The organism is Cryobacterium aureum, assembly GCF_002954245.1.
In the GTDB taxonomy this organism is placed as follows: Bacteria; Actinomycetota; Actinomycetes; order Actinomycetales; family Microbacteriaceae; genus Cryobacterium; species Cryobacterium aureum.
On the sequence record NZ_PPTG01000040.1, the window covers coordinates 74,106 to 96,632 of the forward strand.

Genomic DNA, 22,527 nt, shown 5'->3' on the forward strand with positions numbered 1-22,527 from the left:
GGGTTAGGCGTCGCGGCGCTTGAGCAGCAGCGCAGCCGTACCGAGGCTGACGGCGACCCAGGCGATGACAACCAGGAATGCCTGCCAGGATTCCATCGTGTTCGGATAGACCATTTCCGAGCCCGCCACTGTGAACAGGAACGGCACAATGTCGTTGACCCACTCGACGAGCATGGAGAACAGCGCCACCACCGTGGGCAGGAGAAGCAGGATTCCCAGCACCGTGGCGATACCACCGGCACTGCTACGCACGATCGTGCCGATTCCGACAGCGAACACCGCGATCAGCGCGAGGAAGAGCACGTTACCAAGCAGCGGCAGCAGCACGTCGACGTCGAACAGGCTCGCGGTGATGTTCTCGACGCCCAGTCTGGGAACGGCCGCCAGGAAGGCCCCCACAACGCTGACCAGGCCGATCAAAAAGGTGAAAACGAACAACACGATGACCTTGGCCCAGAGAGCCGGCAGGCGGTTGGGAACCGCTGTGAGGGTGGACTTGATCATGCCGCTCGAATACTCACCACTGATCGAGAGAACGCCGAGAACGGCGACGATGAGTTGACCGAGCGCCAAGCCGGAGGTGGAGGCGATCACGAAGATTTGAGCGCTCTCCATCGGCATGGGGCCGCCGGTGGCCGGGTCGAGTCCGGCCGTGGCTGACAGCGCAAACGACATCAGCACTCCGAAGCCGAGCGCGGCCACGATAACGAGGGAGTAGGTCCAGTAGGTGGAGCGCAGGCTCCACAGCTTGATCGTTTCGGAGCGGAGCAGGCCGGTGAAGCTGAGCCCGGAGCCGGTCGGCACGAACGATGCACGCGAAGTGGATGGCTGGGTGGGGGTTACGGTGCTCATCGAGCCGCCTCCGTTTCAGTGTGGGAGGAGGAGTCGCCGGTGCGATACTCCACTTCGTTCTGGGTGAGTTTCATGTAGGCATCCTCGAGTGAGGCGCTCACCGCTGAGAGTTCGTGCAGGGAGATCTGGGCGGCGGCGGCGCGATCGCCGATCTCGTTCACGGTCAGTCCGCTGATTTCGAGCACGTCCTGCTCGACGTTGGTGATGGTCACATCAGCCTGAGCGAGCAGAGCAGCCAGGGCCGCGGTGTGCGGGGTGCGTACGCGAACCGTGTTCTGCGCTGCCGACGCGATGATGTCGGAGACCGAGGCATCCGCTATCACCCGACCGCGACCGAGGACGATGATGTGGTCGGCGGTGAGTGCCATCTCACTCATCAGGTGCGAGGAGAGCAGCACGGTGCGGCCCTCGGCCGCGAGCTGCTTGGTGAGCTTGCGTACCCACTGCACGCCCTCTGGATCAAGGCCGTTCACCGGCTCGTCGAGAATGAGAGTGGCCGGGTCGCCGAGCAACGCCGCGGCGATGCCGAGGCGTTGGCCCATGCCGAGCGAGAAACCGCCGACGCGCTTGCGGGCGACGGGCTCGAGACCGGTGAGGTTGATCACCTCGTGCACCCGGCTGGTGGGGATGTTGTGGGTGGCAGCCATGGCGCGCAGGTGATTGTACGCGCTGCGACCGGTATGCACGGCCTTGGCGTCGAGCAAGACGCCAACCTCGCGCAGCGGTGCCTTGTGCTCGTGGTACGGCTTGCCGTTGACGATGACCGAGCCGGCGCTTGGCCGGTCAAGGCCCACGATCATGCGCATGGTGGTGGACTTGCCCGCGCCGTTCGGCCCGAGAAAACCGGTGACCTTGCCGGGCTGCACCGTGAAGTCGACCGAGTCGACCGCGGTCTTACTTCCGTAGTGCTTGGTCAGGGACTGTGCCTGGATCACGACTGCCTCATTCCGTTGGTGGGTGAGGCCCCGTTTTATTGCGTTGAAGCCCCCATACCAAACGGTATGGTTTGACCCCCATGTGGCGCATCAACCGAGGGGATGGTTGTGCGCCACTGGTGTCGTACCTGAGTACGACGCGTGCTGCCTTACCGCTTGACCGGTTTTTCAGGTGAAGGAGCGGTCCCGGACGCCCGCTGGTCGGCGTAGTAGTCACGCGCCTCGATCTGGCGTTCACGTTCGATGCCGCTCGCGATCGTGGCCCGCAGGTGGTCCTGCGAGTAGCCGAACGCGTCGACCAGATCGAGAGCGTGTGGGCGGATGCGCGCAATCAGCCGATCGATGTAGGCCGTGACGGCCTGGGCCCGCTGGGCGGAGAGCCGACCGTGGATGAGGTACCAGGCAAGGTTTTTCTCCACCAGGCCGAGCCCGAACAGGTCGCGCAGCCAGGTGAGCACCTGCTTGGTGCCGGCATCCGTTGTAGCGTCGAGCGCCCGGGTAAACGATTCCCACTGCAGCAATTCGCCGTGGGCGCGTGCTGCTTCGATGAGCTCGTTCTGGTGCGCGTTGAACAGGTCGGCGGCCTGCTTTTTGGGCAGCTTGGTAGCGCCGCGCAGTTTGCCCGCGACCTCGCCGATCATGCTCTCGACCCGGTCAGTGAGCAGCTCGCGCTGCACGTCGGCATCCCGCAGGGCGCCGACGGAACGGGCCGTGGATCCGCGGTCGAAGACGGTCTGCCCGAGGGTGCGAAGGCCGGTGCCGTGGTAAGCGCGACCGGCGGCGTGCTGCACGACATAGCGGGCGAGGGCGCCGGCATCCGCTGTGGCGAATTTGCGGCTGTAATCGGTGAGCAGACGTTTAGCAACGAGCTGCAACAGCACGTTGTTGTCGCCCTCGAAGGTCGCGTAGACGTCGAGGTCGGCGCGCAGCCCCACGAGGCGGTTCTCGGCCATGAAGCCGGCGCCGCCGCAGGCTTCACGCGCCTCCTGAAGGGTGTCGAGTGCGTGCCAGGTCGAGAGCGGCTTGAGCGCGGCGGCGAGGGTCTCGAGGTCTTGCCGGTCGTCGTCAGTGTCGGTTTTGCCGCTGAACACGTCGTCGAACTTCACCAGAAACTCGTCGTGCGCGAAGGTCTGCGCGTAGGTCGTGGCGAGGCGCGGAAACAGGCGGCGCTGGTGCCGCTGGTAGTCGAGGATAACCTCTTCGTCGGTGTCACTGCCAGCGGTGAACTGGCGACGCTGGCTTCCATAAGTGATTGCGATGGTCAGGGCGAGAGCGGATGCCGCTGTGGCGGCCCCGTCGAGCGATACGCGACCCTGCACCAGCGTGCCGAGCATGGTGAAGAAGCGGCGGCCGGGGCTGCTGATCGGGCTGGAGTAGGTGCCGTCTGCGGCAACATCGCCGTAGCGGTTGAGCAGATTCTCGCGCGGGATGCGCACGTTGTCGAAGTGCAGTCGGCCGTTATCGATGCCGTTGAGGCCGCCCTTGAGGCCGTCGTCTTCGCCGCCAACACCAGGCAGGAAGTCGCCGTCAGCGCCCCGAATGGGCAGGTAGAAGGCGTGCACGCCGTGGTTGACGCCCAAAGTGATGAGTTGAGCGAACAACACGGCGGCGATGCCGTCCTTCGCGGCGTTGCCGAGGTAGTCCTTCCATGCGGCACGAAACGGGGTATTGATGACGAACTCATTGGTGTCGGCATCGAAGGTTGCAGTGGTCGCGATACTCGCGACGTCGGAGCCGTGCCCGATCTCGGTCATGGCGAAGGCGCCGGGCACGGAGAGGTCCATGATGCCGGGAAGGTATTTGTCGTGATGCGGCTTGGTGCCGAGGTGCAGCACGGCAGCACCGAACAGGCCCCACTGCACGCCGCCCTTGATCTGCAGGCTCGGGTCGGCGATAACGAGCTCTTCGAAGCCAGCGATGTTTCCGCCATGGTCGTTTTGGCCGCCGAGGTGTTTGGGAAAGGCTCGCAGCACGTGGCCGTTGGCGGCGAGTACCTTGAGTTGCTCGAGCACGCGCAGGCGGTGATCGGCCATGGAGAGGCCCTCGATGCGCTGCATGTCCGGGCGCGCGGTGACCTCACGGGCGGCGAGGCGCACGTCGGCCCAGGTGCCGAGCAGCTGACGTCCGAGTTGTTCGACGTTGACCGCCGGGGCGGCCTCGTCGCCGATGGATTTGATCGGGCCGGTGTCGAGGCTGACATCGAGGCTGGGGTCGATCGTCGTCGATCGGATGCTGGAGCGCTGGGCTGTGTCAACCATTGGTGGTCCTAACTGTTCGCGCGAAGTGGTGGTCGCTACGTTAGGGCCGTTTGGGCGCAGTCGCGAAATGCGCGATGCGGGGCGACAACGATATCTGCCGCGCGCGGCATTCGTTTTGTAGGTTCACTACAACTCCCGGCCGCTCGAACCTGCTCTCCCCCACAAAGAGCGGGTTGGTCCGATCAGGCGGTGGCGGCGACGACCTCGAGCAGGGCTTCGCCGTACGCCTCAAGCTTCTTGGCGCCAATGCCGGTGATGCCGTCGAGCGCCGCGAGGTTCGTGGGGCCGGCCGCGGCGACAGCGATGAGGGTCGCGTCGCCGAACACGATGTACGCGGGCACTCCCTGTTCCTTCGACTCGGCCGACCGCCAGACACGCAGCGCCTCGAACAGGCTCTCCTGGGCGGTACTGAGGTCGGCGGCGGCGACCTTCGCCGCGCTCGGGCTGCGGGCGGCGCTCGAGCGCGCCGGACGGTCGGGTTCGCGGCGCAACTGCACGTCGCGATGGCCGCCGAGAACCTCCGCCGCGGCATCCGTCAGTACGAGAGTGCCGTATTCGCCGGAGGTGGCGAGCAGGCCCTGGGCCAGCATCTGGCGCACGATGCCGCGCCAGGCCTGGTCGCTGAGGTCGGCTCCGAGTCCCCAGGTGCTCAGTTCGGTGTGGCGGTACTGGGTGGCTCTGGGGGTTTCCTTGCCGCGGAGAATGTCGATGAGGTGGCCGGCACCGAACTTCTGGTTGCGTTCGCGGTGCAGCCGCACGATGGTGGAGAGCAATTTTTGGGCTGGGATGGTGCCGTCCCAGGCTTCCGGCGGTTCGAGGCAGGTGTCGCAGTTGCCGCAGGGTTCGCTGGTTTGGCCGAAGTAGCGCAGCAGGTTGACGCGGCGGCAGTGCACGGTCTCGCAGAGCGCGAGCATGGCATCGAGGTGGGCAGACAGCTTGCGCCGATGGCCGAGATCGCCCGGCGACTCGTCGATCATGCGGCGCTGCTGCACGACGTCCTGCAGGCCGTAGGCGAGCCAGGCCGTGGCCGGGGCGCCATCGCGACCGGCGCGGCCGGTCTCCTGATAGTAGCCCTCGACGGATTTGGGCAGGTCGATGTGTGCGACGAAGCGCACGTCGGGCTTGTCGATTCCCATGCCGAAGGCGATGGTGGCGACGATGACGACGCCCTCCTCGCGCAGGAACCGGGACTGGGTGCGAGCCCGCACTCCCGCGTCGAGGCCGGCGTGGTACGGCAGAGCGTTTATGCCGTTCTGGCGCAGGAACTCGGCCGTCTGGTCGACGGTCTTGCGGCTGAGCGCGTAGACGATTCCGGCGTCACCGGGCTGCTCGGTCTTCAGGAACGAGAGCAGCTGCTTGCGCACCTCGGACTTGCCGACGATGCGGTACTGAATGTTGGGCCGGTCGAAGCTCGCCACGAAGTGCTTGGCATCGCCTAGCTGCAGGCGAGTGGTGATCTCCTGGTGCGTGGCATCCGTCGCGGTGGCGGTGAGGGCGATGCGCGGCACGTCCGGCCAGCGGTCGGCCAGTTCGCTGAGCGCCAGGTAGTCCGGCCGAAAGTCATGCCCCCACTGCGACACGCAGTGGGCCTCATCGATGGCGAACAGGGCGATGGTGCCGCGCTCCAGCAGCCGTTTGGTGACCTCGTTGGAGAGTCGCTCGGGGGCGACGTAGAGCAGGTCGAGGTCGCCGTTCAGGTAGTCGCGCTCGACCTGGCTGCGGGTCTGGGAGTCCTGGCTGGAGTTGAGAAATTCTGCGCGCACGCCCACGGCGGTCAGCGCATCGACTTGGTCTTGCATCAGGGCGATCAGCGGCGATACGACGATGCCGGTACCTGCCCGTACGAGAGCCGGGATCTGGTAGCACAGGCTCTTACCGCCGCCGGTGGGCATGAGCACGACGGCATCTTTGCCGTCGACGACCTGGGCGATGATCTCGGCCTGATCGCCGCGGAACGAGTCGTAGCCGAACACGGTGTGCAGGGCCTCGGCGGCGGTGGCGAACTTACGGGTTGCGGCGCGAACCGGCGCGGGAGTACGCGTGGCGCTCTGGTTCGAAGCGGATGCGCCACTCGAATACGCAGCCTGCCGCTCGCCAGCCTGCTGTTCATCGAATTGGCGGTCGAACTCTGGCGGCGGTGCGTCGAAATCGTCTGGCGCGTCGAAATCGCTCGGGCCATCAAAGTCGCTCGGCGCGTCGAAATCGCTCGGGCCATGACTATCGCGGGGTGGTTGAACGTCATCAGGGCTTCGGGGTTTTTCAGCGTTCCAACTCACCTGTCCAACTTTACCCGGGCCCGCTGACACGATCCCCCGCACGCCCATCTCCACGCGAGAGCGGAAAAAACGTTGCTTCACGGTACCGGAAGCAACGTTTTTTCCGCTTTCGCGAGAGGTTTGGGGAACTCAGGGGCGAGGCTTACGGCGCAGGAGGAGCAGCGTCGCGGTGACGGCGAGCAGCACGGCCACCAAGGTTCCACCGATCCAGGCGATGGCAGACAGTGAGCTGTCGGCGGCGGTGTTTGCGGGAGGCGAGGTCGCGGAATCCTTCGCGGCAGCATCCGCTTCGGTGCCGCAGTACGGAGCCGTGGCCGCGCCATCGGCGAGCTTTTGGCCCCCGGCCGGCTGCCAATCGAAGGTGAACTCGTCCGAGATCGAGTGGCCGTCGGTGGAGACCGTCTGCCAAATCACCGTGTATTCCCCGGCCGCACCGAGCTGCGCCGAGGTTTCGACCGTCGAGCCCGAGACGGTCGCGCAGCCGTCACCGTAGAAGAGCGGTGCGCTGGTCGGGCCGGTGATCACCATGGCGCTGCCGGAGCCGGTTCCGCCGAGGTCGAGCAGCAGGTCATTGGTGGTGACCGAGAACACGCCGGGCTGCTCGGTCACTACGGCGCCGGCCGCCGGTGAGGAACCGACTACGTAGTTGTGAGCGGATGCCGGTGCCGCGCCCCACCCCAGCGCTGCCGCAACGACGACGGCCGCGAACACGGCCCGGGCCGCGCGGAGAGCCGCCGGGCGTCGCCGCTGGACACTCGACAGGTGGCTCGACGGGCCACTCGAAGAAAGAGCCGGCGTTCGGTCAGTGCTTCCAGCCCTCCTGGGAGCCGCCGCGCCGGCCGCGTTTCGGGGTGTCGTGTTGCCGCGCATGACGCTAGAGGCTCGTCTTGCGGCGGGCGGTGACGGCCAGCACGATGCCGACAGCGCCGACGACGAGTCCGCCGGCTCCAAGCACGCGAGCGAGAACGTCGTCGGATGCGGCCGCGGCGGTTGTGGCCGCTGTCTCGTCGTGGCTGGCGACCGTCGCGATGGTGCCGTGGCCGTGCTCGTCACCGGTTGCGGCGGTGACGGTGATAAACGGCGCGGGGTGGGCCGGTTCGTCCGCCCCCTCCACGGTGGCTTCGTTCCAATTGGTCTGGCCGACCTCGCAGGTCTGAAGGATGGGGAATTCGAGGTTCTCCCCTTCAGCATTGGCCGGCAGGGCCACGCTCAGCGCGAACGTCGTTCGCAGCCCATCGGGGAAGGGGGTATCGGCCGTGTACAGCACCGCCCCGGTACGAGTCGTGATGGTGTTGCCTTCGCCGTCATCGATCGGCGTGGCCAGATCAACCGAAGTCTTCGACACGTTCCAGCCAGGGTTCACCGTGGGCGTGACGCTCGCAATACCCTCCGGAACTCCGATGCTGATCGCCGTCGTCGACGACGCGTCGCAGCCGTGAGGAAGGGCAAAGGTGAGAACCGTATAGGACCCGGCGGCTGTGGTCGGGGCGTCAACCGAAATGTGCGCACTCGCGGCGAGTGGGGCGGCGAGGGCGAGCAGCGCGCCGATGGTCAGAGCAGTGCCAACAGAAATGGGGGTCGTGAACTTCATGATTGATCCTTAGCGTGGTGGCCGGACTAGCCGAACGATGCAGACGAAGCCTCTGCTGGTCGTTCGGCGCGGCGAGGAAAATGGTCTGGTTTGTGCTGTAATTACGCGGCGAGCGCGCAGACCGGCGGACCACGATGTCTCATCGCCGACAACACCAAAACCAGATCGCGCGGCGACAATACCGGCGCATCGTGACGAATTCGCCGCGGCGCTACCACCGGCAGCACTAATTGGGCAGGAACGAACAGCGTGCGGATACCCAGACGAACGTTCTCGACCAGCCTCCAGAACGCACGTTCCGCGTACCGCAGAGCCAGAATCGTCACGATCGCGGCACCGAAGTGAGCGACCCACATAGCCGTGGAATCGTGGGCCATTGGCGTGGTCGAGCCGAGAACCTTCGGGTCGATCAGCCCGGGCAGCGCCGCGTGCTGGTGGGTGCCCGATGCGGCAACCGCCTCGGCCCCGAGCACCCCACCCGGCGCTCCGAGCGAGAACAGCCCGTGAAAGATGACTTGGCTGATCAAAACGGATGCCGCGCCACGCCAGAAGGACCGAGTGCGACCCGAGAGGGCGACGCAAACCATTCCGGCAAAGGCGAGCGACACGACGACCGCCAGCAGGCCGGGCGCCGAGTCGCCACCGAGCGTGTGCGAGAGGGCTGCGACAAAGGTCGAGAACACGGCGACGATCCAGCCGCGCGCGAAGCGGGCCCAGCGTGTCTGCATGTGCCCCTCCTCCAGGTCCCTCCAGAGTAACGGACCGACCCTGCGTTCATGATTCTGATCGACCAGACCCCGGCCGACAGCGGCCTCGTTCCCCTGGTCATGAACCGTGCCGTCAACGGCGGCATCATGTTCGCGGTCGTCGGGCTCATCGCCCTGCGCGCGCTGCGCCGACGACGCGCGCAGGCTGCCGTGCCGGTCTTGGTCCCGGCGGCCCCATCAAACGTTGAAGCGGATGCCGTCGACCGCGCGGCGCTTGCAACCGGTGTGAAGCTGGCCGTCGCCTGCGGCGTGATCGACGTCACCGCGAACTTTCTGTTACTGCTCGGGCTACGCCTCGGTGACCTGAGCGTGGTCAGCGTGCTCACGGCCATGTACCCGGCTGGCACGATTCTGCTGGCCGCCGTCGTGCTCAAGGAACGCATCGCGCCGGTGCAGTGGCTCGGCCTCGCCCTCGCCCTCACAGCGGCCGGAATGCTCGCGATCGCCTGAGGCGCGACCGTGGGCCCCGGTCAGGCGCGGCCGGTGAAAGCGGGCTTACGCTTCTCCTGGAAGGCCGCGAAGCCCTCGCGGTAGTCGCCGGTGGCGCAGAGCCCGGCCTGGGCCGCGGTCTCGTCGCTCAGACTCTGCCACAGCCCGAGGCGTTCGTCACGCAACGATTGCACGAGCGCTTTGCTCGCGAGAAAGGCCTGCGTTGCACCGGATGCCGCGCGCGTCGCCGCCTGCACGGTCGCCTCGGTCAGTTCTGCGGCCGCAAATACCTGGCTGAACAGTCCGCCGGCGACGGCCTCTGCCCCGGACATGAGGCGGCCGCTGTAGATCAGGTCGAGGGTTCGGTGCGCACCGAGTCTTTCCACGAACAGGGCGTGCCCGCCGGAGTCGAGCGTGGCTCCGAGGTTCGCGAACGGCGAGCCGATCTTCGCGGTGTCGGCGACGTAGACGACGTCGGTGGCGATGAGCAGGCCGAGGCCCACGCCGAGGCAGGCGCCGTGGGCCGCCGCGAAGGTCGGAGCGGGAAATCGGCTCATGCGCTGAAGCAGCGGGGTGACGAGGTCGCCGAGATACCCGAGCACGTCGTCGGTGCGCGGATCAACGGCAGAGATATCGCGGCCGGCGCAGAAGGCCCGGCCTTCCCCGCTCAGCACCAGCGCGCGCACGCCGGCCCGCTCGGCCTCCTGGTAGACCGCGTCGAGTTCGACGATCGCGGCCTCATCGAGGGCGTTGAGCTTGTCGGGCGCGTTCAGCACCACGTGGGCAACGTCACTGTCTATCGAGAGGTCAATCACGGCATCCGCTTTCTCGGGTAGTGAACGGGTTAAACGTCGTAGTCGACGACGACGGTGTCGGTGGTCGGGTGTGACTGGCAGGTCAGCACATAACCGCGGGCGAGTTCTTCGGGTTCGAGCGCGTAGTTCTCGGTCATCGTGACATCACCGCTGACCAGTTTGGCGCGGCAGGTTCCGCAGACGCCGCCAGCACAGGCGAACGGCACGTCGGGCCGAACCCGCAGGGCGGCGTTCAAGATGCTCTCGTTCGCGTTCACCGGGGTGGTGACCGTGTTGCTCTGGCCGTCGAGGGTGAACTCGATCTGGAAGGTCTTGTCGCCCTGGCCCATGATGACCGGCCGGCCGCGGTCGCCGCTGGCAGCCGAGGGCTCGCCGGTGGTGAAGAGCTCAAACCGCACGTGCGAGCGCTCGACGCCGGTGGTCTCCAGGGTGTCGCGGCAGAGCTGCACGAGTTCGAACGGACCGCAGAGGAACCACTCATCGACAGTGGCCGGGCGAAGGATGGTGTCGAGCATGCGCCGAAACTTCTCTTCGTCGATGCGACCGGAGAGCAGCGACGATGAGCGCTGCTCGCGGGAGAGCACGTGGTACAGCGCGAGGCGGGCCGGGTAGCGGTCCTTGAGCTCGGCCAGTTCGTCGAGGAACATCACGTCGAGCGCGGTGCGGTTGGTGTAGACGAGGGTGAACATCGAGGTCGGAGACGCGGCAAGCACGGTGTGCGCGAGGGCCATCAACGGGGTGATTCCCGAGCCGGCGGCGACGCCGACGATGTGCTTGTGATCGAGATCACGCAGGGTCGAGGTGAAGCTGCCCTGCGGACTCATCACGTCGATCTCGTCGCCGGGGTGCAGTTCGCTGTTGGCCCAGGTGGAGAAGGCACCGCCGAGGTCGCGTTTGATGGCGACGCTGATCTGGCCGCCGTCGCTCGCCGCGGGCCGGCAGATCGAGTAGCTGCGGCGCAGCTCCTGGCCGTTGATCGTGGCGCGCAGGGCCAGGTGCTGGCCGGGCAGGTAGTCGAACGCGCCCTGCAATTTGGGCGGAACGGTGAAGGTGACCTCGACGCTGTCGGCGGTGAGTGCGCGCACTTCGGCCACCGTGAGGGTGTGAAAGCGTGCGCGGTGTTTGACCGGCGCCAGGGTCGTTGCGCCCTGGTTCGTGGATTCGAGACGTGTTGCAGCCATTAGAGCACCTTGAAGTAGTCGAACGGCTCGAGGCAGTCTCGGCATTCGTAGAGGGACTTGCAGGAGGTGGAGCCGAAGCGGGCGAGCTCGCGGGTATTGAGCGAGGAGCAGCGCGGGCATTTCACGGCCATTTTCAGACGGATCGGGCCGGCCGGCCCTGAACCGCGCACGGTCGCATGCCCGGTGGGGGCTGCGATGCCGTATTCGCGGAGCTTCGCCTTGCCGATCTCACTCATCCAGTCGGTGGTCCAGGCCGGGCTCAGCACGAGCCGAACCGACACGTTCTGGTAGCCGGCAGCGGTGAGCACCCCGAGAACGTCGTCGCGCATGGCGTCCATGGCGGGGCATCCGCTGTAGGTCGGCGTGAGTGTCACCGCTACGGCGTCGCTCGTGACTTTCACCGAGCGCAGCACACCGAGGTCTTCGATGGTGAGCACCGGGATCTCGGGGTCGACGACCCGGGCGGCGATGGTCCAGGCTGCAAGGGACAACGTGTCGGACGGACGCGGGCGGGCCATGGCCTCGTGCTGGTCAGAAGCGTGCACCTGCGTGGTCACCATGATGCTCCGGGGTGGGCGCGGGTGAGTACCTGCATCTCGGCGAGCAGAAAGGCGAGGTGTTCGGAGTGCTTGCCGGTGCGGCCGCCGCCAGAGGCGACGAAACCGCGCGGAATCTCCAGCTCGGCCTCGGCGAGCACCGGCGCGATGGCCGCGTCGAACGCCGGGCGCAGGCTCGACGGGCGCACCGCGATTCCTTCGAGGCGTTCGATGAGCGGGTCGTCGCGAAAGATCTCCTCGACGTAGGGCCAGAGGTCGCTCAGCGCGGTGACCATGCGGCGGCGTGACTCGTCGGTGCCCTGCGTGAGACGCAGCACCCACTGCTTCGAATGGTCGCGGTGGTAGTCGACCTCTTTCACTGCCTTGGCTGCGATCGCTGCGAGGGTCGCATCAGCGGATGCCCGCAGTCGGCTGTACAGCTCGAACAGGTAGTGGGACACGATGAACTGGCGTGCGATCGTGTGCGCGAAGTCACCGTTGGGCTGTTCGACGATGTGAAGCGAGCGAAAATCGGGCTCGGTGCGCCAGTAGGCGAGGTCATCTTCGCTGCGGTTCGTGGCGGTGCCGGCGTAGTGCAGCAGGGAACGGGCGTGGCCGATCAGGTCGAGGCCGACGTTGCCGAGGGCGACGTCTTCTTCGAGCTCGGGGGCGCGGGAGATCCAGGCGCCAAGTTGCTGGGCCAGAATGAGCGAGTCGTCGCCGAGCCACAGGGCGTATTCCGCAATGTCAGCTGTCGCGACGGACGGGCCTTCGATCAGCTCGGCGTCGAGGGTGGTGACATCGACGGCGACGTGGCCGTGGTTGTCGGCATCCGCTTCGGCGCTGTCAATGTTCACAGTGTCGTCAGTCATAGGTGCTTGACTCCTTCGCTCTTGGAGTAGTAGCTCGCGTGACGGTAGTTCTTGCCGGCGGGCGATTCGAAGAAAGCGCCCTTGGCGTCTGGATCGCTCGTGGTGATGGCGGCGGCAGGAACGACCCAGACCGAGACGCCCTCACTGCGACGCGTGTACAGGTCGCGGGCGTTGCGCACGGCGAGGGTCTCGTCGGGAGCATGCAGGGAGCCGACGTGCACGTGGCTGAGGCCGCGGTTGGAGCGCACGAAGACCTCCCAGAGCGGCCAGATTTCTGCTGCGGAATCGCCGGGAGTAGTCATGAGGCTGCCATTTCTTCGGTTCGTGCGGACTGTTTACGCGCATAAGCGGCGGCTGCTTCGCGCACCCAGGCGCCGTCTTCGTGGGCGTCACGGCGACGCTGCAGACGCTGGGCGTTGTTCGGGCCGCGACCGGCGAGCACTTCGTGGAACTCGGTCCAGTCGATCTCGCCGAGATCCCACTGCTGGGTTTCTTCGTTGAAGTGCAGGTCGGGGTCGGGCAGGGTCACACCGAGCACCGCGGCCTGGGGAACGAGCATGTTCACGAAACGCTGGCGCAGCTCGTCATTGGAGTGACGCTTGATCTTCCAGGCCATCGACTGGGCCGAGTTGGGCGAGTCGTCATCGGGCGGGCCGAACATCATCAGCGCGGGCCAGTACCAGCGGTTGACTGAGTCCTGCGCCATTTGGCGTTGCTCATCGGTGCCCTGCATGAGCTCGAGCAGAATCTCGAAGCCCTGGCGCTGGTGGAAGGATTCTTCCTTGCAGATGCGCACCATCGCGCGGCCGTACGGGCCGTAGGAGGCCCGGCAGAGCGGCACCTGGTTACAGATGGCGGCGCCGTCGACGAGCCAGCCGATCGAGCCCATGTCGGCCCAGCTCGGGGTGGGGTAGTTGAAGATGCTCGAGTAACGTGCCTTGCCAGCGATGAGGGCATCCGTCATGTCGTCGCGGGTGGCGCCCAGGGTTTGCGCGGCGGAATAGAGGTAGAGACCGTGACCGGCTTCGTCCTGCACCTTGGCCATGAGGATGGCCTTGCGCTTAAGGCTCGGGGCGCGCGTGATCCAGTTCGACTCGGGTTGCATACCGATGATCTCAGAGTGCGCGTGCTGCGAGATCTGGCGCACGAGCGACTTGCGGTAGCCCTCGGGCATCCAGTCGCGCGGCTCAATGCGCGAATCGGCTTCGATCAGATCGTTGAACTGCTGTTCTTCGACGCTGATAGCGACGGGTGCGCTCATATCGGGCGTGATGGTGCTTGTCATCATCGGCTCCTGGTCTGCGTTGACTGCGGTGGTCGTGGTCTGATCGTAATCGTGCACAAGCTGGCGACGCTAAGGTGATGCACGTCGGGAATTTTGCGCACGGATCGGCAATCTATTACCAACCGATCGTTCAGTTAGTATATAGTCACATTATCGGTCGGGCAACCCCCGACCTGCACGGCAACTCAATGAGGAGAACCGAATGACGGAAGCACCGCCCGTAGGCAGTGAGGCCATGATGCAACGCGACCGGGCATCCGCTTCTCTCGGCATGATCGTGCACCGCAACGAGCCGGGCCACTCGGTCGTCTCGATGGTCGTGCGCGACGACATGCTCAACGGTTTCGATGTGACCCACGGCGGTTTCGTGTTCGCCCTCGCCGACACGGCCTTCGCCATCGCCTGCAACGATTCGCACCACGTGACGCTCGCGGCCGGTGCCGACATCACCTTTCTGAAGCCCACTACGAGCGGTCAGAACCTCACCGCAACCGCACTTCTGCGGGTAAAAAGCGGCCGCAGCGGCATCTACGATGTGCGGGTCACGATTGATAACGACGTCACGGTGGCCGAATTTCGCGGTCGTAGCCGCACCACAAACCTGCCCGTTCCTGCCCGCAACCACCTCTAGCCCTTCCGGAAGGCATCATGTCAACGCTGACCAAGACCCGTCTGCACGCACCGGCCCTCGCAGAACTCGACGCGGCCGAGAGGATGTCGCAGGCCGAGATTCGCGCGCTGCAGCTGACGCGCCTGCAGCATACCGTGCGGCACGCCTACGCGAACGTACCTCTCTACACACGCAAATTTGATGCTGCCGGCGTGCACCCGGACGACATTCGTACTCTCGAAGACGTGGCGTTGCTGCCGTTCACGACCAAGGAAGACCTGCGCGTCTCGTATCCGTTCGGCATGTTCGCGGTGCCGATGGACCAGGTCGCGCGCATTCACACCTCCTCGGGCACCACGGGCTTGCCAACGGTCGTCGGCTACACGAAGAAGGACCTCGCCATGTGGTCGGGTCTGGTGGCCCGCAGCCTGCGCGCATCCGGAGTGCGTCCCGGCATGAAGGTGCACAACGCCTACGGTTATGGTCTGTTTACCGGCGGGCTCGGCGCCCACGCCGGCATTGAAGCACTCGGTGCCTGCGCCATCCCCATGTCGGGTGGCCAGACCAACAAGCAGGTGCAGATGATCACCGACTTCGAGCCCGACGTCATTCTGTCCACTCCCAGCTACCTCCTCACCATTACCGACGCCATGGTCGCAGCCGGCCTCGACCCGCGCCGTTCAAGCCTCAGGGCCGGGGTGCTCGGTGCTGAGCCGTGGACCAACCAGATGCGCCTCGAGCTCGAGGACCGCCTCGACTTTGACGCACTCGACATCTACGGGCTCAGTGAGGTCATGGGGCCGGGCGTCGGCAACGAATGCATCGAGTCGAAGGACGGCCCGCACCTCTGGGAAGACCACTTTCTGCCGGAGATCATTAACGGTGACACCGGCGTTACGCTGCCGGACGGCGAAACCGGCGAACTGGTATTCACCTCCCTCACCAAGGAGGCTTTTCCGGTCATCCGCTACCGTACCCGCGACCTGACCCGGTTGCTGCCCGGCACCGCCCGACCCGGGATGCGCCGCATGGAGAAGATCACCGGTCGCAATGACGACATGATCATTCTGCGCGGGGTGAACCTGTTCCCGACCCAGATCGAGGAGATCGTGCTCGGCATCGAGCACCTCTCCCCGCACTTCGTGCTCGAACTGACGCGGCCGTCGCGCATGGACGAACTGACCGTGCGCATCGAACGCCATGAGCACTCCACTGATTCGGAGTCAACGGTTGCCCGCGCACTCCTGATCGCCCTGATCAAGGACCGGATTGGATCAAGCGTCAACGTCTTTATCGTTGAACCTGGAACGCTGGAGCGCAGCACCGGTAAGCACAAGCGCGTCTACGACCTGCGCTAGCTTGTCGTGGCCGGCACGTCTGCGTGAGAGACTCAAGACCTATGTCTGAAGTACACACCCCTAAACGCGGGCGCCCCGGCTACGATCAGCGCGCCATCCTGGCGATCGCCGTCACCGCGTTCAACGAATTCGGCTACGACGCCACCTCGATGGGAGTGCTCGCAACCCGCCTGTCCCTCTCGAAGGCGGCCATTTACCACCACTTCTCCTCCAAGGACGAGGTGCTGCAGCTCGCCCTCGACGAGGCCCTCAATGGTCTCGAGGGCGTGCTGCTCGAGTCCGGCGCTGTGACAGGCAGTGCCATCGACCGCCTGGCCTACGTGCTCCGCGGGGCCGTGCTCGTGCTCGCGGACCGGCTGCCGTACGTAACGCTGCTCTTGCGCGTGCGCGGCAACACCGAGGTCGAGCGCGACGCGCTGACTCGGCGCCGCGCCTTCGACCGAGCCGTCTCGGCTCTGGTCGTCGAGGCCCGCGACGAGGGCTCACTGCGCAGCGACATCGACCCGCGAGTCGTCACGCGACTACTCTTCGGCATGGTCAACTCCATCGCCGAGTGGTATCGCGCAGAAGGTCCAGAGGATGCCGCCCACCTCGCCGACGACGTGCTCGCCGTAGCCCTGAATGGCCTCCGCCGCCCGGCTTGAACCAGCGGTTGAGCCTGTCTGGACACGACCCAATCTTTCGTATCGCTCGCTTTCGTCGGGAGTGTGATGATGGTCAACGCGAATTTATGATGTCGACGCTGCAGCCGGGCGTCTTCTTCCCGTGTCTCAAACGCTGCACAACCTCTCCGACCGAGAATCGGCCGAAGCGTTGACGGATGACTTGCGGTGGAAAGCCGCGTGTGGGTTCTCGTTGCCGGAGACCGCGTTTCACTCGACCGTGTTGGTCTATTGGCGCAAACGCTGCGCGGCGAGCGAGCGACCGGCCGCACCCCGCACCAGCCGGGCCTGCCGCGCCTCGAAGCATGGGCGGCAGGCCCGGCTGACTCAAGCGGCGTTGTTCAGGCGAGAATCTCATCCCGCGCGTCGAACGCGAGGGCTACGGTTGCGGATTCCGCGGGACGGCCGAGCGCGCGGTACTGCCAGCCTTTGGCCCGGTAGCGGTCAGCGTCAAGCGCGTGCCGTCCGTCCACGATCCTCTTGTGCGACACGAGGCGGCTGAGGTCGTCGGGGTCGGCCTCCCGGAACTGCTGCCATTCGGTGAGCAACGCGACGACGTCCGCTCCGACGACAGCAGCGATCATGCTTTCTGCGTAGTTCAAGTCCGGGTACAGGCGGTGCGCGTTGTCGTTCGCTTCCGGGTCATACACGGTGACGATCGCGCCTTCGACGTACAGCATCCGGGCGACGTCGAGTGCCGGAGCGTCACGCACGTCGTCCGAGTTCGGTTTGAACGCAGCGCCCAGGCAGGCGACGCGGATGCCGGCGAGGGTGCCGCCGGCCATCTCGCGGATGAGGTCCACGGTTCGAACGCGGCGGCGGTTGTTGATGTCGTCGACCTCCTTCAGAAACGCGACGGCCTGGCCGACGCCGAGTTCGCCGGCACGGTGGGTGAACGCCCGGATGTCTTTCGGGAGGCAGCCGCCGCCGAACCCGAGGCCGGGTTTCAAGAACCGGCCACCGATCCGGGTGTCGTAGGAAAGTGCCTGGGCGAGGAGGTTCACGTCCGCGCCGGTTACCTCGCATACTTCCGCCATGGCGTTGATGAAGGAGATCTTCGTCGCCAGGAACGAGTTCGCGGCGACTTTCACCAGCTCCGAGGTCGCGAGGTCAGCCATGACGACGGGGGTGCCCTGGTCGAGGATCGGCCGGAACGCCGCGGACAGCTGATGCTCTGCCCACAGCGACGCGACCCCGAACACCAGGCGATCCGGGTGCAGTGTGTCCTGCACGGCGAACCCCTCGCGCAGGAACTCAGGGTTCCATGCCACTTCGAGCTCGGTGCCGAGCGGGGAGATACGCTGCACCAGCTCGGTGACGCGGGCGGCGGTGCCGATCGGAACGGTGGACTTCCCGACGAGCAACGCTTTCCGGGTGATGCGCCTGGCGAGTTCGGAGAACGCGGAATCGACGTAGGTCATGTCGGCGGCGTGAGAGTCGGGCGCCTGCGGAGTTCCGACGCAGATGAAGTGCACGTCACCGAATTCGGCGGCACGCTCGAGGTCGGTGGTGAAGTTCAGCCGGCCAGAGTCGAGCGCTTCCCGTAGCTTCTCCGGCAGGCCGGGTTCAAAGAACGGGACGTTCCCTGCGGCGAGTGCGTCGATCTTCTTCTGGTCGACGTCGACGCCGAGAACGTCGAAGCCGAGGATGGCCATGCACACGGCATGGGTGGCGCCGAGGTAGCCGGTTCCGATGACCGTTATCTTCGGGTGTTTGGCGATCTGGGTAGCGTGAGTAGACATGGCGGTGCCTCCTGGGGGTGGGAGTGGGAGTGGATGATGAGGTGGTGCGAGGCGGGCGCAAGATTCGGGTTTGCGCCCGCCCGTCTAGGGGGAGCAGGGGGTGTTGCTGAACCCTTCACCTGCTCCGGAGGTGGTGTTGCTGCAGTCGGCGACGTTGTGCAACACGGGGGTGAGGGAGAACCCGAAACCTGGGCCGTTGACGTTGGCGGTGTTGCCCCGAAAGACGTTGCCTGTTCCCCAGCCGTCGACGATCTCGTGGGTTTGAAAACCGTCGTTGGGCGAGGTCGTGCCGACGTTTCCCTCGATGGTCCAGTCGTTGCCTTTGACGTCGACCCATGAGTCGGCTTCGACGATGAAAGAGCCGTCGAAGGTGTTTCCCTTTACGATGCCTCCCGACGTACCTTCCTTGATGTCGACGCTTTCCGAGGTCGTTCCGAAGATCGTGTTGAACTCGACACGGTTGCGGTCAGAGAGATCGGGGGAGCAGTCGGAGATATCGCACCAGTTGCTTTCCGCGGTTCCGATGTAGATGCCTTCGCCGAACTTGGGTTTGCGCAGCCCGGTGTCGCTGATGGTGTTGCCCACGATGACATTGTCGGTGCTGGCTTTTCGGAGGTGGATGGCTTCGTCCCCGATGTGATTGACGGTCAGGCCTTCGATGATGGTGCCGACAGTCGTGTCGGCCATCAGCCCTTTCTGCCCGTTGGTTACCGTGAATCCTGTGAGGTGCCAGTACTTCGCACCGTCCAGGTGGAAGACGTACCCGTGGGATTCGTCGCCACCGTCCAGAATGGCGTCCGCGGTCCCGCACAGCGTGATCGGGGCATCCGCGGTGCCGGAGTTCTCCGCCACGAAGTTGCCGATGTACGTTCCAGCCACGAGTTCGATCGCGTCGCCAGCTGCTGCGTTGCCGAGCGCCTCGGTCAGCTCGTCGGCGTCGGCTACCGTGACGGTCGGCTCGCCGCAGCTGGCTGCCGCCTGCCTCCTGGGGGTGGGTGTCGGGGTGGCCGCCGGGGCTGCGGTCTCTGCGACGGCCAGCGGCGCGTCAGCTGCGAGACGTTCGCGGCTCGCCGCCGACAGACCACCGATGATGGCCGCGCCGAGCACCGCACCTGCCACGGCCGCGCTGACCACGGCGAATACGGGGTAGCTGCGGATGATCCTGATCATTCGGTGTTCGCTCTCCGGCGCACGGCCGCAGGTGCCAGCACCTGGTCGCGGCTGATTTCGCCTTTGGTGTAGCTGCTGAGTGGTGCCAGATTAGCGTACGGGTGCCGGATGCTGGTGTGCCGCCGACCGATGCTGCTCACCGCGGTCACCAGGAGCAGTGCCGCGAGGAGCAGCCACATCACCGTCAGCGGTTGGAAGATGCCGCGGAGGATGACATCAAGCGGTTTGGTGCTCCGCCAGTTCTCCACGTCATTGCCTCCGGTCGTCGCGCCGACGGTGCGGGCGACGTCGATCGCGCTCGGCCCCGAGCCGGAGACGGTGTTGCGGGTGATGTCGCTCGACCCGGTCGCTCCGATGAGAGTGACCGCGTGATTCGTGACGTCCTCGACAGTGTTACGGGTAATGAACGCACCGGCGTCACGGAGGTAGATGCCGGTCTCACCGCCGGTGACGGTGTTGCTCCGGATGACGTTGTCGAGTGCGGCGTCACGGATCGCGATGCCTTGCACTCCGGAGCCCTCGACGGTGTTGCCCTTCACCATCACAGCCGCGGCACCGGACCGGACGACGATTCCGACGCTGTTGCGGGTGACGGTGTTTCCGTCCACCAGGATGTTCTCGCCACCGATCACCTCGATGCCGTACCGGCCGTTCGACGTGGCGGAGCTGTTCGAAACGGTATTGTTGCCGTAGACGCCGACCGGCATGCCGGTGGCGCTGGGGCCCTCCGCGAGCGGCTGCCCGTCCAGAGAGATTCCGTTGCGTCCGTTGTCGTTCGCGGTCACGTGATCGAGGATAATGCCCGACGTGGCGCGGGTGAGGCGAAAACCGTCGACGATGTTGCCGGTCGAGCTTGTCCGCTCGATCTCGCTGTTCGTGACGTGACGGTGGAAGACGATGCCGTCTACTAGGCTATCTTCGACCACCGAGTCCCTGACCACCACACCGTCGGCGCTGGTGACGAACAAGCCGAACGCGTTGTTGCTCAGTGTGACGTCGTGGATGAGTGCGGAAACGTAGGAGTATCCACTGAGGTCAGGGGACATGTCGAGCACGGATGCTTCCTCCGTGGTGAGAATTTCGGTGCCGAACACCTCCATGGTCGCGGTGTCGGCGATGCCTTCCGTGTCGCGGGCGTTGGTTCCCTTCTCAGGTAGGTTGTCTGTGCCTTTGTCGGGCAGGTCCGTGCCGGTGAGGGAGAGCCCGCCGGTCATTCCGCTCCAGAAACCCAGGTGATCGAATGCGGCAAAACCTAGCTCCGCGTGCCCGCCGATGACCCGTATATAGGCGCGGCCGTCGGACGTGTCCGAGTCCACCTTGCCCGTGTCCGGATCCCAGCTAGTGACCGTCATCGGCTGGTCGGTCGAACCGGTGGCTGACAGCGACCCGCCGAGAGTGACGATGGAAACGAACGACTGGGCGGTGGACAGCATGCGCAGCACCAGGCCCTCATCGCTGAGGTCGAGCGTCGCCCCGTCCTCGACGACGATGTTCTCCGCCAGGAGGTAGCTCCCGTCCGGCTGCCGGGTGAACGTGCGCGGCGCGAGCCGTGCCAGATGGTCGAGCGTGTACGGGGCCTCTCGTGCGACGAGCACGAGGGTGTACAGGTTTCCTGTCACCATCCGGTACGGCTTGTAACGGGACTGTCCGCTCCAGTCAGCAGCGTTCGCGATGGAGCGAACCTCGATCAGACGCCGTTCCTCAGCTGCGGAGATGCGCGCCTCAGCTGCGGGATCGCCGGCGTAGTGGAGCGCACGACTGGCATCCGTCTCGTCGTCCGCCGCGAACGCGATGCCCGAGGTGACCGGAAGGGCAAGCGCGCCCAGGACCAGCGCCGCAGCGACCGCTGCGACTGCGCGGCGCCTCACGCGCCCACGGCAGAGGTTGGCGCGGAAGCTGTGACCGGAGCGTCACCGTTGTGGAAAGCAAGGGACGGGTCAGCAATCAGGGTGCGAGCGCTCTGACCGTCACCGCCGACTGTGTCCGCGTGGCGGGTTAGCCACCCCTGCTTGTTCATCGTGACGAACGCGAAGAGTTTGACCGGGAGCGCGATGAAAACCACGACCAGCGCGATGAGGGGGAGCATCAGGATTTCCTGCGGGTGCTTCGCCAGATGGGCGTACCCTCGGATCCCGCGGCCGAGGAGCAGCCACGCAGCGGTAGCTGCGATGCCGAGGGGTGTGAGGTCCAGGCGGCTGAAAAGCAGGTAGCCGATGGTGAGCCCCATAGTCACCGGGGTGAGAAGGATTTGCAGCACCGTGACCTTGGTGACAAACGGCACACGCCACAGCCACCCCTTCGCGATCGCGGTCAGGTAGCACCGGTAGGAGTTGCGGCTCCATCTCACCCGCTGCTTCACGAACGCGCTGAACGTATCGGGGAACATCGACAGCGCCTTCGCCGACGACTGGTGCACCGTCTTGTACCCGGAGGCGAGAACCAGCCAGGTGAGCCGCCCATCGTCGCCGGAGATGCAGCGCTTGCCGAGGAAGAACTCGTTCTCGAGGCTGCCGAGAACAGGGAGCACTGCGGCGCGGCGGTAGACCGCGGTGCGCCCGGAAACGCAGGGTACGGCGCCGGCCGCTCCCATCGCGGGGACGTAGTTCAGATAGCGCAAGTTCACCAGCCAGTCGGCGACGCGGCGCCAGACGCTCGTGGTGCGCTGGTACACGTTCTGCTGGGTACTGACCGCTCCTACGAACGGGTCGGCGAAGGGCTTCTGAGCGTTCACCAGCAGCCCAGGCTCCCATGACGTGTCCGAATCGGTGAGGAGCAGGATCTCCGAGGCTGCGCGGCGGATGCCGACGCCCAGGGCGGAGCGTTTGCCGACGTGGTGGAACAGCATCGGTGTGACCCTGTGATCACCGAGGGCGGCGATGCGGTCGAATGCTTCGACGTCGGCGACGTCGAGCACAATGATGATCTCCGTCGGGTCTTGCTCACGCCACGACTCCAGGCAGCGCATGAGAATGTCCGGGTCTTCGTGGTACGACGGGACGACCACGGATGTAGTGGTCCGGAAATCGCTTTCGATCGGCTTCGCCCGCACGGAGAGAATCACTGAATATTGGCTTCCAAGGGAGCCGGGGGCGGTGCGACTGAGGGCCAGCCCCCGGAGTCATGAATCGTGTCGTTCAGAGCCATAGTTGGCGTGGTTGAGAGCCACCTGCAAGGCTCCTTCCACCACG

At 65.6% G+C, this 22,527-nt stretch carries 21 protein-coding genes and 1 pseudogene; 5 read left to right on the plus strand and 17 right to left on the minus strand.

Annotated features, from left to right (window positions below; all coding sequences use genetic code 11):
• Positions 1–3 precede the first annotated feature (3 nt).
• From CJ028_RS15080 to CJ028_RS15110, 7 genes are all read right to left on the minus strand, one after another.
• A complete protein-coding gene (locus CJ028_RS15080; RefSeq protein ID WP_105036047.1) occupies positions 4–852 on the minus strand; it encodes an ABC-2 transporter permease in 849 nt (282 codons plus the stop codon).
• Positions 849–1,787, minus strand: a complete 939-nt coding sequence (locus CJ028_RS15085; protein ID WP_105036048.1) for an ABC transporter ATP-binding protein — start codon at positions 1,785–1,787, stop codon at positions 849–851. Before CJ028_RS15085 ends, CJ028_RS15080 begins: the two co-directional genes overlap by 4 nt.
• 149 nt (positions 1,788–1,936) lie before the next feature.
• Complete coding sequence (locus CJ028_RS15090; protein WP_105036049.1) at positions 1,937–4,045, minus strand: acyl-CoA dehydrogenase family protein; 2,109 nt, start codon at positions 4,043–4,045, stop codon at positions 1,937–1,939.
• A gap of 182 nt (positions 4,046–4,227) precedes the next feature.
• On the minus strand, positions 4,228–6,321 hold the full coding sequence (gene recQ, locus CJ028_RS15095; protein WP_439099050.1) for a DNA helicase RecQ: 2,094 nt from the start codon (positions 6,319–6,321) through the stop codon (positions 4,228–4,230).
• A gap of 129 nt (positions 6,322–6,450) precedes the next feature.
• Positions 6,451–7,032: a copper resistance CopC family protein gene (locus CJ028_RS15100; RefSeq protein ID WP_161499002.1), complete on the minus strand. Its 582-nt coding sequence runs from the start codon at positions 7,030–7,032 to the stop codon at positions 6,451–6,453.
• 163 nt (positions 7,033–7,195) lie between these two features.
• The gene (locus CJ028_RS15105; RefSeq protein WP_105036052.1) at positions 7,196–7,912 is read right to left on the minus strand and encodes a YcnI family copper-binding membrane protein; all 717 of its coding nucleotides are present in this window, start codon (positions 7,910–7,912) and stop codon (positions 7,196–7,198) included.
• 101 nt (positions 7,913–8,013) lie between these two features.
• Positions 8,014–8,640, minus strand: a complete 627-nt coding sequence (locus tag CJ028_RS15110) for a hypothetical protein (protein WP_105036053.1) — start codon at positions 8,638–8,640, stop codon at positions 8,014–8,016.
• Between the two features lie 48 nt (positions 8,641–8,688).
• Between CJ028_RS15110 and CJ028_RS15115 the strand changes: the two genes are divergently transcribed.
• A complete protein-coding gene (locus CJ028_RS15115) occupies positions 8,689–9,129 on the plus strand; it encodes an EamA family transporter (protein ID WP_105036054.1) in 441 nt (146 codons plus the stop codon).
• 20 nt (positions 9,130–9,149) lie between these two features.
• On the opposite strand, the gene CJ028_RS15120 is transcribed toward CJ028_RS15115, so the two are convergent.
• The 6 genes from CJ028_RS15120 to paaA are packed head-to-tail and all read right to left on the minus strand — an operon-like array spanning position 9,150 to position 13,773.
• Complete coding sequence (locus CJ028_RS15120; protein WP_105036055.1) at positions 9,150–9,923, minus strand: enoyl-CoA hydratase/isomerase family protein; 774 nt, start codon at positions 9,921–9,923, stop codon at positions 9,150–9,152.
• 29 nt (positions 9,924–9,952) lie between these two features.
• A complete protein-coding gene (gene paaE / locus CJ028_RS15125; protein ID WP_105036056.1) occupies positions 9,953–11,104 on the minus strand; it encodes a 1,2-phenylacetyl-CoA epoxidase subunit PaaE in 1,152 nt (383 codons plus the stop codon).
• Positions 11,104–11,622, minus strand: coding sequence for a 1,2-phenylacetyl-CoA epoxidase subunit PaaD (gene paaD / locus CJ028_RS15130; RefSeq protein ID WP_105036066.1), 519 nt, complete (start codon positions 11,620–11,622; stop codon positions 11,104–11,106). The genes paaE and paaD overlap by 1 nt, the downstream gene beginning before the upstream one ends.
• Positions 11,623–11,657: 35 nt before the next feature.
• A complete protein-coding gene (gene paaC / locus CJ028_RS15135) occupies positions 11,658–12,512 on the minus strand; it encodes a 1,2-phenylacetyl-CoA epoxidase subunit PaaC (protein WP_105036057.1) in 855 nt (284 codons plus the stop codon).
• Positions 12,509–12,814 (minus strand): 1,2-phenylacetyl-CoA epoxidase subunit PaaB, encoded by a 306-nt coding sequence (gene paaB / locus CJ028_RS15140; protein WP_092106867.1) that lies wholly within the window; start codon positions 12,812–12,814, stop codon positions 12,509–12,511. Before paaB ends, paaC begins: the two co-directional genes overlap by 4 nt.
• Positions 12,811–13,773: a 1,2-phenylacetyl-CoA epoxidase subunit PaaA gene (gene paaA / locus CJ028_RS15145; RefSeq protein WP_105036067.1), complete on the minus strand. Its 963-nt coding sequence runs from the start codon at positions 13,771–13,773 to the stop codon at positions 12,811–12,813. The genes paaB and paaA overlap by 4 nt, the downstream gene beginning before the upstream one ends.
• Before the next feature lie 226 nt (positions 13,774–13,999).
• On the opposite strand from paaA, the gene paaI reads away from it, so the two are divergent.
• The 4 genes and pseudogenes from paaI to CJ028_RS21520 all read left to right on the plus strand — a co-directional run.
• Complete coding sequence (gene paaI, locus CJ028_RS15150; RefSeq protein WP_205684062.1) at positions 14,000–14,428, plus strand: hydroxyphenylacetyl-CoA thioesterase PaaI; 429 nt, start codon at positions 14,000–14,002, stop codon at positions 14,426–14,428.
• A gap of 17 nt (positions 14,429–14,445) precedes the next feature.
• A complete protein-coding gene (gene paaK, locus CJ028_RS15155; RefSeq protein WP_105036058.1) occupies positions 14,446–15,765 on the plus strand; it encodes a phenylacetate--CoA ligase PaaK in 1,320 nt (439 codons plus the stop codon).
• A gap of 41 nt (positions 15,766–15,806) precedes the next feature.
• The gene (locus CJ028_RS15160) at positions 15,807–16,409 is read left to right on the plus strand and encodes a TetR/AcrR family transcriptional regulator (RefSeq protein ID WP_105036059.1); all 603 of its coding nucleotides are present in this window, start codon (positions 15,807–15,809) and stop codon (positions 16,407–16,409) included.
• 127 nt (positions 16,410–16,536) lie between these two features.
• Positions 16,537–16,692: pseudogene (locus tag CJ028_RS21520) on the plus strand (transposase family protein); the annotation flags it as partial.
• Between the two features lie 76 nt (positions 16,693–16,768).
• On the opposite strand, the gene CJ028_RS15170 reads toward CJ028_RS21520, so the two are convergent.
• The 4 genes from CJ028_RS15170 to CJ028_RS15185 form a co-directional block, all read right to left on the minus strand.
• Positions 16,769–18,169 carry a UDP-glucose dehydrogenase family protein gene (locus tag CJ028_RS15170; protein ID WP_105036061.1) on the minus strand — a complete coding sequence of 467 codons (1,401 nt, stop codon included), beginning with the start codon at positions 18,167–18,169 and terminating at the stop codon, positions 16,769–16,771.
• 84 nt (positions 18,170–18,253) lie between these two features.
• A complete protein-coding gene (locus CJ028_RS15175) occupies positions 18,254–19,339 on the minus strand; it encodes a right-handed parallel beta-helix repeat-containing protein (protein WP_129590517.1) in 1,086 nt (361 codons plus the stop codon).
• On the minus strand, positions 19,336–21,207 hold the full coding sequence (locus CJ028_RS15180) for a right-handed parallel beta-helix repeat-containing protein (RefSeq protein WP_105036062.1): 1,872 nt from the start codon (positions 21,205–21,207) through the stop codon (positions 19,336–19,338). The genes CJ028_RS15175 and CJ028_RS15180 overlap by 4 nt, the downstream gene beginning before the upstream one ends.
• On the minus strand, positions 21,204–22,343 hold the full coding sequence (locus CJ028_RS15185; protein WP_240607326.1) for a glycosyltransferase: 1,140 nt from the start codon (positions 22,341–22,343) through the stop codon (positions 21,204–21,206). The genes CJ028_RS15180 and CJ028_RS15185 overlap by 4 nt, the downstream gene beginning before the upstream one ends.
• Positions 22,344–22,527: the final 184 nt, after the last annotated feature.

Bases quoted from the DNA above. Each gene is read 5' to 3' on its own strand.
- CJ028_RS15080 (WP_105036047.1), bottom strand. From the start codon at position 852: ATGAGCACCGTAACCCCCACCCAGCCATCCACTTCGCGTGCATCGTTC.
- CJ028_RS15090 (WP_105036049.1), bottom strand. From the start codon at position 4,045: ATGGTTGACACAGCCCAGCGCTCCAGCATCCGATCGACGACGATCGAC.
- CJ028_RS15105 (WP_105036052.1), bottom strand. From the start codon at position 7,912: ATGAAGTTCACGACCCCCATTTCTGTTGGCACTGCTCTGACCATCGGC.
- CJ028_RS15110 (WP_105036053.1), bottom strand. From the start codon at position 8,640: ATGCAGACACGCTGGGCCCGCTTCGCGCGCGGCTGGATCGTCGCCGTG.
- CJ028_RS15115 (WP_105036054.1), top strand. From the start codon at position 8,689: ATGATTCTGATCGACCAGACCCCGGCCGACAGCGGCCTCGTTCCCCTG.
- paaE (WP_105036056.1), bottom strand. From the start codon at position 11,104: ATGGCTGCAACACGTCTCGAATCCACGAACCAGGGCGCAACGACCCTG.
- paaD (WP_105036066.1), bottom strand. From the start codon at position 11,622: ATGGCCCGCCCGCGTCCGTCCGACACGTTGTCCCTTGCAGCCTGGACC.
- paaC (WP_105036057.1), bottom strand. From the start codon at position 12,512: ATGACTGACGACACTGTGAACATTGACAGCGCCGAAGCGGATGCCGAC.
- paaB (WP_092106867.1), bottom strand. From the start codon at position 12,814: ATGACTACTCCCGGCGATTCCGCAGCAGAAATCTGGCCGCTCTGGGAG.
- paaA (WP_105036067.1), bottom strand. From the start codon at position 13,773: ATGAGCGCACCCGTCGCTATCAGCGTCGAAGAACAGCAGTTCAACGAT.
- paaI (WP_205684062.1), top strand. From the start codon at position 14,000: ATGACGGAAGCACCGCCCGTAGGCAGTGAGGCCATGATGCAACGCGAC.
- paaK (WP_105036058.1), top strand. From the start codon at position 14,446: ATGTCAACGCTGACCAAGACCCGTCTGCACGCACCGGCCCTCGCAGAA.
- CJ028_RS15160 (WP_105036059.1), top strand. From the start codon at position 15,807: ATGTCTGAAGTACACACCCCTAAACGCGGGCGCCCCGGCTACGATCAG.
- CJ028_RS15170 (WP_105036061.1), bottom strand. From the start codon at position 18,169: ATGTCTACTCACGCTACCCAGATCGCCAAACACCCGAAGATAACGGTC.
- CJ028_RS15175 (WP_129590517.1), bottom strand. From the start codon at position 19,339: ATGATCAGGATCATCCGCAGCTACCCCGTATTCGCCGTGGTCAGCGCG.